This window comes from Paraburkholderia sp. BR10937 (genome assembly GCF_040965695.1).
GTDB lineage: Bacteria > Pseudomonadota > Gammaproteobacteria > Burkholderiales > Burkholderiaceae > Paraburkholderia.
On record NZ_JBFRCL010000026.1, the window covers coordinates 119922 to 131679 of the forward strand.

An 11758-nucleotide genomic window follows, 5' to 3' on the forward strand; every position below is an offset into this window, starting at 1 on the left:
CCATGAGTGCAATCGTAGATATCATCGGTCGCGAGATTCTGGATTCGCGCGGCAATCCCACCGTCGAATGCGACGTGCTGCTCGAATCGGGCACGATGGGCCGCGCGGCAGTGCCGTCGGGCGCATCCACGGGCTCGCGTGAAGCGATCGAACTGCGCGACGGCGAAGCCGGCCGCTACAACGGCAAGGGCGTGCTGAAGGCCGTCGAGCACATCAACACCGAAATCTCCGAGGCGATCATGGGCCTCGACGCGTCGGAACAAGCCTTCCTCGACAAGACCCTGCTCGAGCTCGATGGCACCGACAACAAGTCGCGCCTTGGCGCGAACGCCATGCTGGCCGTCTCGATGGCCGTCGCGAAGGCCGCCGCTGAAGAAGCCGGCCTGCCGCTGTACCGCTACTTCGGCGGCTCGGGCGCAATGCAACTGCCGGTCCCGATGATGAACATCGTCAACGGCGGCGCGCACGCGAACAACAGCCTCGACATCCAGGAATTCATGATCGTGCCGGTGAGCCAGCCGACCTTCCGTGAAGCGCTGCGTTGCGGCGCGGAAGTGTTCCACGCGCTCAAGAAGATCCTTTCGGACCGCGGCATGAGCACGGCAGTGGGCGACGAAGGCGGCTTCGCACCGAACTTCGGCAGCAACGACGAGTGCCTCTCGACCATCCTGCAAGCCATTGAAAAGGCTGGCTACCGCGCCGGTGAAGACGTCCTGCTCGCGCTCGACTGCGCAGCGAGCGAGTTCTACCACGACGGCAAGTACCAGCTCGCGGGCGAAGGCCTGCAACTGTCGTCGGCCGAATTCGCCGACTACCTCGCAACGCTCGCCGACAAGTTCCCGATCGTTTCGATCGAAGACGGCATGCACGAGTCCGACTGGGCCGGCTGGAAGCTCCTGACCGACAAGCTCGGCAAGAAGGTCCAACTCGTGGGCGACGACCTGTTCGTGACCAACACGCGCATCCTGAAGGAAGGCATCGAGAAGGGCATCGCCAACTCGATCCTCATCAAGATCAACCAGATCGGCACGCTGACGGAAACCTTCGCAGCGATCGAAATGGCCAAGCGTGCCGGCTACACGGCCGTGATCTCGCACCGCTCGGGCGAAACCGAAGACTCGACGATCGCTGACATCGCCGTGGGCCTGAACGCGGGTCAGATCAAGACCGGTTCGCTCTCGCGCAGCGACCGCATCTCGAAGTACAACCAGCTGCTGCGCATCGAGGAAGATCTCGGTGATATCGCCAGCTACCCGGGCAAGTCGGCGTTCTATAACCTCCGCTAAGCGGACCCAGCGCCGGCAGCAGCCTTGCTGTCACCCTTCGTCATCTCTCTCCGCCGCCCTGCGTATAGCGCAGGGCGGCGTGTATTTATCCGGCACCTTTCATGCGGCTTGTCACTGTCGTTCTGATCATCCTGCTCGTGCTGATCCAGTATCCGCTCTGGTGGGGCCATGGTGGTTGGCTGCGTGTCCACGAACTGCAGCAGCAACTCGCGCAGCAGCAAAGGCAGAACGACGACGAGAAACTGCGCAACGAACGCATTGCGGGCGAAGTGCAGGATCTGCAGAACGGCACGGCTGCGGTCGAGGAGCGGGCCCGCTATGAGATGGGCATGGTGAAGGACAGCGAAGTGTTCGTGCAGTTCGTCTCGCCGAACCAGACGCCGCCGGTTACGCCGAGCGGTTCGTCGAACACCTCGACGCGCGGCGAGATGTCGGCGGCGCCGGTGAGGGTGGTCCCGAACCCCGTTTCGCGTGTGCCCGAGAAGAAGCACGGGCACGGGAAGGAAGTGAAGAAGGCGGGTTAAGTGCGCCGCTTGTACTGAGCAGGCAGGCAAACAAAAGGCGCGGCATTGAGCCGCGCCTTTTTTCGTTCTGGGCGTTCACGTCGCGAAGCCGCGCGATTACCAGCCCCAGCCCGGATAGCCGTAGCCAATCCCCGTACCCCAGCCGTGCCCCCAACCGCCGCTGTAATAGCTGCCGTAGACAGTGACCGGCGGCGCATACGCGCGCGACCAGGCTTGTACGGCAGCTTCCGCGGCCATGGCGTTGTCCTGTTCGGCGAGCACCTGTCGGTCGATCGCGTCGTAGCGCGCTTTTTCGTCTGGCGTGAGCACGGGCGCGTTGGCCGGGAGGCCCGACTGCGCCGGGGGCAGCCGGCTGTAGATTGGCGACGGGCCCGGCGGGTCCATCATGCAGCCGCTCGTCGACGCAATGAACGCGCCGAGCGTCGTGAGTACGAGCAACGCGCTCACGCGCGGCATGCGCTCGCGTAGTGGACGTGCGAAGGGACGTACGAAGCGTTTGTTCTTGATCATGCTTCTCTCTCCATCTGTCGGACGCCTAAGTAACTTGAGATGAAGGCAGGTCCGCGTTTCGAGCCGGTCCCCGCGCCTGTCTATGTGCCGCTGCGTAGGGCGGCGGCGCAACACGTGTTGCGCCGCCGTTTGCTCCCGTTTGCCTCAGTGACGACGCTCCGCAGCGGGGCTCACGCTTTCTGAGAGCCCCGTCACGGCAAAAAGTTGCGCCACATCCACAGGGTCGAACTCATAGCGCTGATTGCAGTAGTCGCAATGAATCTCGACGTGACCGCGTTCCTCGATCACGCCGTCGACTTCCTCGCGGCCCAGCATCTTGAGCATCGCGCCCACCTTCTCGCGCGAGCACGAACACTGGAAGCGCGGCGCAAGCGGCTCGAAGTGACGCACGTTCTCCTGCCAGAAGAGGCGGCGGAACAGCGTCTCGCCGTCTTCCTTGAGCATTTCGTCGCGCGTGAGCGTGCTGCCGAGCGTGCAGACACGCTCCCACGTATCGAGGTCGTGCTCGCCCTGGTGCGGCACGATCCCGCCGTCGCCCGGCAGCTTCTGCAGCAGCATGCCGACCGCGCGGTCGTCGTTGGCGGCGAGCCACAGGCGCGAGTCGAGCTGTTCCGAGTGATGCATGTAATGCTCGAGCACGGCAGCGATCGACTTGAGCGGGCCGTCTTCTCCGTTCAGAGGCACGATGCCCTGGTAGGGCTGCTGGCCCGGCTGCTTTTTCGCCGGGTCGAGCGTGATCACGCAGCGGCCCTGGCCGTCCGGATTGACGAGGTCGGCGAACGTGAGTTCCTCGCCGAGCGGCAGGGCGTTTTCGCCCGTGAAGTCTTCGCCGAGGCGGGCGGTCGCGCGCATCGTCAGATCCGAGCCGCACTGCACGACCAGCATCTTCACGGGGCCGTCGCCGAAGATCTGCATGATCAGCGTGCCGTCGAACTTGAGATTCGCCGAGAGCAGCGCGCACGCCGCCATCATCTCCCCGAGCACGGTGCGCACGGGCGCCGGATACTGGCGGCGCTTGAGCACTTCCTGCCACGTGTTGTTCAGCGAGACGATCTCACCGCGCACCGGCGCAGCGCTGAACATGAATTTTTGCAACTGGTCGTTCACAATCTTTTCCTTCGTTTGAATCGGGGCGGCGCGGCCCGCGCCGCACACGGCGAGAGCATGCCGCTCTTAGCCGATGCGCACGAGCTGCGCCTTGAAATATTCGCGGCGCTGCGCGTAGACATCCGCGTTGCGCTTGAGGCCGGCGATGTCGGCCTCGGTCAGCTCGCGCACGACTTTGGCCGGCGCGCCGAGAATCAGCGAGTTGTCGGGGAACACCTTGCCTTCCGTGACCACCGCACCCGCGCCAACCAGACAGTTGCGGCCGATTACCGCGCCATTCAAGACCACGGCCTGAATGCCGATCAGTGCGCCTTCCTTCACGGTGCAGCCGTGCAGCATGGCCTGATGGCCCACGGTCACGTTCGCTTCGAGCGTGAGCGGGTAGCCGGGGTCCGTGTGGAGCACCGCGCCTTCCTGAACGTTGCTGCGCGCGCCGACGGTGATCGGCTCGTTGTCGCCGCGCAGCGTCGCGCCGAACCAGACGCTCGAGTCTTCGGCCAGTTCGACCTTGCCGATGACGGTCGCGTTGTCCGCGACGAACACGCTTTCGTGAATGGTCGGTGCGGCTTCGCCAAGCTTGTAGATGGCCACGGTGTCGAGTCTCCTGTGTCTTTCGGGGCTGCTGCCGGTCTGCGGGCGACGCGCAACGGCTGCGCACGACGCGAGGCAGGTGAATCGCGTATTGTAAACGGTTGCGTGCGCGGCCCGCTCGGGGTGCTTTTTGGGCGCCCGCGCGCGAGTCTTGCACTTCCGCTTTTCGGTCCCTGTTTCTTCTGCCGATGAATTCCGCTTTTTCCGCCGTCAGCGCAAGTGCTGATCTCCCAAGACCCACCGATGCCGAGCCCGCCGGCTGGCGCCTCGCCGCACTCGCCGCGCTGCGCGAATGCGACCCGGTCGCCAAGGCCGATGCAGTGCGCGCGCTGCACGCGCAGAGTCAGGCGCAGGCCGCTGCGCCTCGCTGGGAGCCGCAGCGCGTCATCCCGACGCCGGACGGCTTGCCTGGCCGCCCGGCCGAACCGCCGCTCGTCGAACCGCGCGAACTGCAGCGCCGCAGCATGAGCACGCCACAGGGCCGCGTCGTGCTGCTGCACGCGCTGGCCCACATCGAATTCAACGCGATCAATCTCGCGCTCGACGCAGTCTGGCGCTTCCCCGCCATGCCCGAATCCTTCTACGCCGACTGGCTCAAGGTCGCGGCGGAAGAGGCGTATCACTTCTCGCTGCTGCGTGCGCGGCTCGCCGGCTATGGCCACGCATACGGCGACTTCCCTGCGCACAACGGCCTGTGGGAAATGTGCGAGCGCACCAGCGCCGACGTGCTCGCGCGCATGGCGCTCGTGCCGCGTGTGCTGGAGGCGCGCGGGCTCGACGCCTCGCCGCCCATCCGCGCGCGCCTGAAGCAGGCTGGCGACGACGCATCGGCTGCGATCCTCGACATCATCCTGCGCGACGAAGTGGGGCACGTGCGCATCGGCAACCATTGGTTCCGCCACCTTTGCGAGGCGCGCACGCTCGACCCGCACGCGGCATGGCTCGCGCTCGCGGAGCAGTACCACGCGCCGCGCATGCGCGGTCCGTTCAACTTCGAGGCGCGCCGCTCGGCGGGTTTCGACGAAGCCGAACTGGACACGCTGGCGGCCCAGGACGCCGCGGAACAGGCCGACACGAAGCACTCAACCGGGCGTCAGTCGAACGAGTGACCTAGCGCAAGCGCCCAGCGCCTATATAATCGAACGATCATTCTTTTTTGCGGCGGCGCAAATGAATCAATCCCGATCCGAATTCGTCGACGTCAACGGCATCCGGCTGCACGTGCGCCGCTGGGGCGCCGAGGGCGCGCCCGTGCTGTTCATGCTGCACGGCTGGATGGACGTGGCGGCGTCGTTCCAGTTCGTCGTCGATGCGCTCGATGCTCGCGGCGGCGACTGGCAGGTCATCGCGCCCGACCTGCGCGGCTTCGGCCTCTCCGACTGGCCCGTTGCGCAGGGGCAGGGCAGCAATTACTGGTTCCCCGACTACCTCGCCGATCTCGATGCGCTGCTCGCCCATTACGCGCCCGAGGGGCAGGTCGATCTCGTCGGGCACAGTCTCGGCGCGAACATCGTGTGCCTCTATGCGGGCGTGCGGCCCGAGCGCGTGCGGCGCGTGGTCGACCTGGAGGGTTTCGGCCTGCCGGCGCCGTCACCGAAACAGGCGCCGGGCCGCATGCGCGAGTGGCTCGACGAAGTGCGCACGCCGCCGCAACTGCGCACGTATGCGTCGCTCGACGAGGTGGCCGCGCGGCTCGTGAAGACCAATCCGCGTCTGATCGCATCGCGCGCGCGCTTTCTCGCGCAACACTGGTCGAAGCCGGACGGCGAGGGCGGCTATGTGCTGCTCGGCGATCCGGCGCATAAGATGCGCGGTCCGCTGCTGTACCAGCTCGACGAGGTGATGGCGATCTGGTCGCAGGTGAGCGCGAGGGTGCTGCACGTCGAAGCGGCCGGCTCTGAAACGCTCGCGCGGCTCGCCGGGGCGGTGCCGATCGACGCATTCAAGAAGCGTTTCGAGGCGTTTCCCGACTGGCGTGAACGGATCGTCGACGGGGCGGGCCACATGGTGCACCACGATCAGCCGGAAGAGGTCGCGCGCCTGATCGAGGCGTTCTGCGCGGGAGCGTAAAGCACATCGCGCGCTGATGCGGGCGGCCCGCCAGGCGCGAGGCACCGCCCGACGACTTCACTGCGTTGCAGTAAAATGGACGTTCATCCTTTTCCCACATCCAATGAACGCCGATCTCCACTGTCACTCCACTGTCTCCGACGGGCAACTGGCCCCGGCTGCCGTCGCGCAGCTTGCGAAAGCGGGTGGCGTGGGCCTGTGGGCGCTCACCGATCACGACGTGCTCGGCGGCCAGCGCGAAGCGCGCGAGGCGGCCGAGGCGCTCGATATGCGCTATTTGAGCGGCGTCGAGATTTCGGTCACCTGGGCGTCACGCACGGTGCACATCGTCGGTTTGCATGTGGATCCGGAGTGCGCCGCGCTCGTCGACGGCCTCGCGCGCACGCGTGACGGCCGCGCGGCACGCGCCGAAGCGATTGGCGAGCGGCTAGGCGAACTCGGCATTCCCGACGCGTACGAAGGCGCGTTCCAGTACGTCTCGAATCCCGACCTGGTCTCGCGCACCCACTTCGCGCGCTTTCTCGTCGAAAGCGGCCGTGCGCAGAACACCCAGGACGCGTTTTCGCGCTGGCTCGGCGAAGGCAAGCCCGGTTACATCGCGCACCGCTGGGCCAAGCTCGCCGACGCCGTAGCGTGGATCAAGGCGGCGGGCGGCGAGGCGATCATCGCGCATCCGGGTCGCTACGCTTACACCCAGCTCGAATTCGACACGCTCTTCGGCGAATTCCTCGATCTGGGCGGCAAGGCCATCGAAGTCGTCACCGGCAGCCATACGCCCGACCAGTACGCCGAGTACGCGGCCGTCGCGAGGCGCTTTGGCTTCGAGGCGTCGCGCGGCTCGGACTTCCATGCGCCCGGGCCCGACGCGATCAAGCCGGGCACGCTGCCGCCTTTGCCTTCCGATCTCAAGCCTGTCTGGGAGCGATGGCTGTAGGCCGCGCACGGCGCGCGGCCCACTGACTCCGCCCATTTGCTGCAAGGCGTTTCGCGCCGGTCAATCCCGCTTTGTCGTCGCTTTGTGGTACTACGTGCAGTCGTCTGCCGTTTTCGCGCACCGTCCCGCTGTTTTCATCGCCCGCTGTTCTCATCGCCATTCGTCAGCTGATTACTGCCATGTCCCAGTTCTTTCGGCTTCACCCAGAAAACCCGCAGCCGCGTCTCGTCAAGCAGGCGGTGGAGATCATCCGTGACGGCGGTGTGATCGCATTGCCGACCGATTCGAGCTACGCGCTCGCCGCCCGCATCGACGACAAGCACGCCGCCGAGCGCCTGCGCCGCATCCGCGGGCTCGACGAAAAGGCGCTGCTCTCTCTCATGGTGCGGGACCTGTCCGAACTCGCGAACTTCGCCATGGTCGACAACCGCCAATACCGGCTCATCAAGTCGGTGACGCCGGGGCCGTATGTGTTCGTGCTGGTGGCGACGAAGGAAGTGCCTCGGCGCCTCTCGCATCCTTCGCGCAAGACGATCGGCCTGCGCGTGCCCGGTCATCCGATTCCGCTTGCGATCCTCGAAGAACTGGGCGAGCCGCTGCTTGCCACCACGCTGATCCTGCCGCCCGACACCGAACCGCTCAACGACCCCGAGGAGATTCGGGAGCGTCTCGAGAAACAGCTCGATCTCGTGATCGACGGCGGGGCGTGCCCGTGCGAGCCGTCCACCGTGATCGATCTCACCGGCGAGGAACCTGTGCTCGTGCGGCCGGGACGGGGTTCGCTCGCGCCGTTCGGCATCGAAGAAGAAGAGGCGTGATGAGACCTGCGCGGCATGACCGTGGCCTGAGCACATTGACGCATTGATACAATAGCCCGCCATGGAAGCCAATCTGATTCAGACGATCGTCGTCTACGCCTTGCCCGTGATCTTCGCGATCACGCTGCACGAAGCCGCGCACGGCTACGTCGCGCGCATGCTCGGCGACAACACCGCGTATGTGCTCGGACGCGTTTCGTTCAACCCGATGCGCCACATCGACCCGATCGGCACGATCGCCATGCCGCTCGTGCTCTATTTCCTGACGAACGGCGCGTTCGTGTTCGGTTATGCGAAGCCCGTGCCGATCGCCTTCAGCAATCTGCGCAATCCGCGCTGGGGCACGCTGTGGGTCGCCGCGGCCGGGCCGCTGTGCAACTTCGTGCAGGCCATCGTATGGGGCGTGTTCGGCGTGGGCCTCGCGGTGGCCGGCGTGGACGAGCCGTTCTTCACGCGCATGGCCGCCGCCGGCGTGGGCGTGAATCTCGTGCTCGGCGTGCTGAACCTCTTTCCGCTACCGCCGCTCGACGGCGGCCGCGTGCTCGGGGCGCTCCTGCCCACGCGCGCGAGCATTGCGCTCGCCCGTATCGAGCCCTATGGTTTCATCATCGTGATGGGGTTGCTCGTGAGTGGCATCTTCACGCGATTCTGGCTGCGCCCGCTCGTGAGTCTAGGTTACGACGCGGTCACGGCCATCCTTACCCCACTTGTGTCGCTCTTTTCATAACATCATGTTCCCAGACCGTATCTTCTCCGGCATGCGGCCCACCGGGTCGCTGCACCTCGGCCACTATCACGGCGTGCTGAAAAACTGGGTGCGCCTGCAGTCCGAGTATCCGTGCTTCTTCTGCGTGGTCGACTGGCATGCGCTCACCACGCACTACGAAACGCCGGATGTCATCGAGAAGAACGTCTGGGACGTGCTGATCGACTGGCTCGCCTCGGGCATCGACCCGAACCAGGCCACGCTCTTCATCCAGAGCCGCGTGCCCGAGCACGCCGAACTCGCGCTGCTGCTCGGCATGAGCACGCCGCTGTCCTGGCTCGAGCGCGTGCCGACCTACAAGGAACAGATCGAGAAGCTGCGCGACAAGGACCTCGGTACCTACGGCTTCCTCGGCTACCCGGTGCTGATGGCCGCCGACATCCTGCTGTACCGTGCGTCGCTCGTGCCGGTGGGCGAGGATCAGGTGCCGCACGTCGAAATGGCGCGCGAAATGGCGCGCCGCTTCAACTACATGTACGGCCGCGAGCCGGGCTTCGAAGAGAAGGCCAACGATGCGGCGAAGAAGCTGGGCGGCAAGCGCTCGAAGCTCTACCACGAGCTGCGCAACGCCTATCAGCAGGAGGGCAACGAAGAGGCGCTCGAACAGGCCCGCGCGATGCTTTCGGAGTCGCAAAGCCTTTCGATGAGCGATCGCGAGCGCCTCTTTGGCTACCTCGAAGGCTCGCGCAAGATCATCCTGCCGGAGCCGCAGGTGCTGCTCACGGAAGCCTCGCGCATGCCGGGTCTCGACGGCCAGAAGATGTCGAAGTCGTACGGCAACACCATCGGCCTGCGCGAAGACGCCGAGTCGATCACGAAGAAGGTCCGCACCATGCCGACCGACCCCGCGCGCGTGCGCCGCACCGATCCGGGCGATCCGGACAAGTGCCCGGTGTGGCAGCTCCACCAGGTCTACACGGACGAGCAGACGCACGACTGGGTGCAGAAGGGCTGCCGTTCGGCCGGCATCGGCTGTCTGGAGTGCAAGCAGCCCGTGATCGAGGGCATCCTGCGCGAGCAGCAGCCCATGCTCGAGCGCGCTCAGAAGTACATGGACGACCCGTCGCTGCTGCGTGCAATCGTCGCGGACGGCTGCGACAAGGCGCGCAAGTTCGCCAACGAGACGATGCGCGACGTGCGTGAGGCCATGGGCCTCTCGTACAGCTGATCGCACCAATGGCGTCGACGCCTGCCGCCGGTTCGCACGCCCATGGGCTTTCCGAGCCGTCGCGCTGGGTGCGCCGCTGGGCGCACCTCATCGCGCCCGGCGGCACGGTGCTCGACGTGGCCTCCGGCGCGGGCCGGCACACGCGCTGGCTGGCCAGCCTGGGGCACCCGGTAACGGCGCTCGATCGCGACGCCGCCGCGCTCGCCACGTTGCATGACGTAGCGGGCGTCGCGACGTTAGAGTGCGACCTCGAAGGCGCGCCCTGGCCGCTCGCACCGGACGCCCGCTTCGCGGCCGTCGTCGTCACGAACTACCTGCATCGCCCGCTCATGCCCCGTCTCATCGAGGCGCTGGCGCCGGGCGGCGTCCTGATCTACGAAACTTTCGCTCAGGGCAACGAAACGGTGGGAAGGCCATCGAACCCCGCTTTCCTGCTCGCGCCCGGCGAGTTGCTGGCGGTCTGTAGGCCCTCGCTGCGGGTCATCGCCTATCAGGACGGATTTCTTTCGCAGCCGCGTGAGGCGTATATTCAGCGCATCTGCGCGGTACGGGAAAAAACGACCTCAGTGTCCCCCGAAAGAGCCGGTAATGTACCTGAGAACCAGGTCCTTCCCGTATCGCGTTACGATCTGACCGGCTAATCCGCTACAATCGCGGTTTAACCGACTCATTTTTCTGGCGTTTCATGGCTAACGGCACTCAGGACGGCATTACGCTGCAAGGCAGCATTCCCGCGATCGTCACCCCCATGCACGAGGATGGCAGTCTCGATCTGCCGGCATTCCGCAAACTGATCGACTGGCACGTGGAAGAGGGGACGGATGCCCTCGTCGTCGTCGGTACGAGCGGGGAGTCCGCCACGCTGGACGTCGAAGAACACATCCTGATGATCGAGACGGCGGTCGAGCACGCCGCCGGCCGTATGCCGATCATCGCGGGCGCCGGCGGCAATTCGACCGCCGAGGCCATCGAACTCACGAAGCACGCGAAGGAAGTGGGCGCACAGGCGTCGCTCCAGGTCGTGCCCTATTACAACAAGCCGACCCAGGAAGGCATGTACCGCCACTTCGCGAAGATCGCGGAGGACGTGGACCTGCCGGTCATCCTCTACAACGTGCCGGGCCGTACGGTCGCGGACATGGCGAACGAGACCATCCTGCGTCTGGCCGAAGTGCCGGGCATCATCGCGGTGAAGGAAGCGACGGGTAATATCGACCGCGCCGCGCACCTCATCAAGCATGCGCCGAAAGGCTTCAAGATCTTCAGTGGCGACGATCCCACGGCGATCGCGCTGATGCTGCTTGGCGGCCACGGCAATATTTCGGTGACCGCGAACGTTGCGCCGCGCCAGATGAGCGACCTGTGCAAGGCTGCGCTCGCCGGCGACGCGAAAACGGCGCGTGAGATCCATATGAAGTTGTTGTCGCTGCACAAGAACCTGTTCATCGAATCGAATCCGATTCCGGTGAAGTGGGCGCTGCAGGAACTCGGCCGCATCGAAGGCGGCATCCGACTGCCGCTCACGCCGCTCGACGCGCGCTACCACGACGTGGTGCGAGCCGCGCTGCGCGAAGCCGGTCTGGCTGGCTGATCCGATCAGCCAGCCGCCGATTTATCAACCGACGCCGCCACGGCCCAGCCGCCCAATCACTGAAAGACCTCGGACCGACCTCGGACCCACCGTCTCGCAGAGCAAGGCTTAGCGTTCCCGTATCACGAAGGCCCACATGAAACGTTCCGCTTTTTCCCTCCACGCAACCCGCATGGCGGTGCTGGCGCTTGCCCTCGGCTCGCTCGCAGGCTGCGAGTCGCTGAACGACATGTTCGCGTCCGATCGCGTCAACTACAAGGACACGCCGACCGCGCCGCCGCTGAATGTGCCGCAGGATCTGTCGTCGGCGCCGAACGACCAGAAGTACGTCGCGCCGCCGCCCACGATTACGCTTGGCGGCTCCGCTCAGCGCACTGTCATGCCGGCCGGCAA

The 11758-nt window shown here is 65.7% G+C and carries 13 protein-coding genes and 1 pseudogene; 11 read left to right on the forward strand and 3 right to left on the reverse strand.

Annotation, left to right across the window (positions count from 1 at the left end):
- Positions 1-2: 2 nt before the first annotated feature.
- Together eno and ftsB are read left to right on the forward strand one after the other, a co-directional pair.
- Positions 3-1286 (forward strand): phosphopyruvate hydratase, encoded by a 1284-nt coding sequence (gene eno / locus AB4Y44_RS22160; RefSeq protein WP_028216897.1) that lies wholly within the window; start codon positions 3-5, stop codon positions 1284-1286.
- Positions 1287-1387: 101 nt separating this feature from the next.
- Entirely contained in the window at positions 1388-1810 is a 423-nt protein-coding gene (gene ftsB, locus AB4Y44_RS22165) for a cell division protein FtsB (protein WP_342925017.1), read from the forward strand.
- A gap of 96 nt (positions 1811-1906) precedes the next feature.
- Here ftsB and AB4Y44_RS22170 read toward each other — a convergent pair whose 3' ends face one another.
- The 3 genes from AB4Y44_RS22170 to AB4Y44_RS22180 form a co-directional block, all read right to left on the reverse strand.
- The gene (locus AB4Y44_RS22170; RefSeq protein ID WP_368700911.1) at positions 1907-2266 is read right to left on the reverse strand and encodes a hypothetical protein; all 360 of its coding nucleotides are present in this window, start codon (positions 2264-2266) and stop codon (positions 1907-1909) included.
- 198 nt (positions 2267-2464) lie between these two features.
- Complete coding sequence (gene hslO, locus AB4Y44_RS22175) at positions 2465-3427, reverse strand: Hsp33 family molecular chaperone HslO (protein ID WP_342925018.1); 963 nt, start codon at positions 3425-3427, stop codon at positions 2465-2467.
- Positions 3428-3493: 66 nt separating this feature from the next.
- Positions 3494-4018, reverse strand: coding sequence for a gamma carbonic anhydrase family protein (locus AB4Y44_RS22180; RefSeq protein ID WP_322029757.1), 525 nt, complete (start codon positions 4016-4018; stop codon positions 3494-3496).
- Between the two features lie 188 nt (positions 4019-4206).
- On the opposite strand from AB4Y44_RS22180, the gene AB4Y44_RS22185 reads away from it, so the two are divergent.
- The 9 genes and pseudogenes from AB4Y44_RS22185 to AB4Y44_RS22225 form a co-directional block, all read left to right on the forward strand.
- Complete coding sequence (locus AB4Y44_RS22185) at positions 4207-5127, forward strand: ferritin-like domain-containing protein (RefSeq protein WP_368700904.1); 921 nt, start codon at positions 4207-4209, stop codon at positions 5125-5127.
- Positions 5128-5188: 61 nt separating this feature from the next.
- On the forward strand, positions 5189-6088 hold the full coding sequence (locus AB4Y44_RS22190) for an alpha/beta hydrolase (protein ID WP_342925020.1): 900 nt from the start codon (positions 5189-5191) through the stop codon (positions 6086-6088).
- A 103-nt stretch (positions 6089-6191) separates the two neighbouring features.
- A complete protein-coding gene (locus AB4Y44_RS22195; RefSeq protein WP_368700905.1) occupies positions 6192-7022 on the forward strand; it encodes a PHP domain-containing protein in 831 nt (276 codons plus the stop codon).
- 179 nt (positions 7023-7201) lie between these two features.
- On the forward strand, positions 7202-7840 hold the full coding sequence (locus AB4Y44_RS22200) for an L-threonylcarbamoyladenylate synthase (protein WP_254315176.1): 639 nt from the start codon (positions 7202-7204) through the stop codon (positions 7838-7840).
- A 61-nt stretch (positions 7841-7901) separates the two neighbouring features.
- Positions 7902-8567, forward strand: a complete 666-nt coding sequence (locus AB4Y44_RS22205) for a site-2 protease family protein (protein WP_342925022.1) — start codon at positions 7902-7904, stop codon at positions 8565-8567.
- A gap of 4 nt (positions 8568-8571) precedes the next feature.
- Entirely contained in the window at positions 8572-9774 is a 1203-nt protein-coding gene (locus AB4Y44_RS22210) for a tryptophan--tRNA ligase (RefSeq protein WP_042264918.1), read from the forward strand.
- Positions 9775-9782: 8 nt separating this feature from the next.
- The gene (locus tag AB4Y44_RS22215; protein WP_368700906.1) at positions 9783-10415 is read left to right on the forward strand and encodes a class I SAM-dependent methyltransferase; all 633 of its coding nucleotides are present in this window, start codon (positions 9783-9785) and stop codon (positions 10413-10415) included.
- 44 nt (positions 10416-10459) lie between these two features.
- The gene (gene dapA, locus AB4Y44_RS22220) at positions 10460-11365 is read left to right on the forward strand and encodes a 4-hydroxy-tetrahydrodipicolinate synthase (RefSeq protein ID WP_342925024.1); all 906 of its coding nucleotides are present in this window, start codon (positions 10460-10462) and stop codon (positions 11363-11365) included.
- A 136-nt stretch (positions 11366-11501) separates the two neighbouring features.
- Positions 11502-11758 (forward strand): annotated as a pseudogene (locus tag AB4Y44_RS22225) (hypothetical protein); the annotation flags it as partial.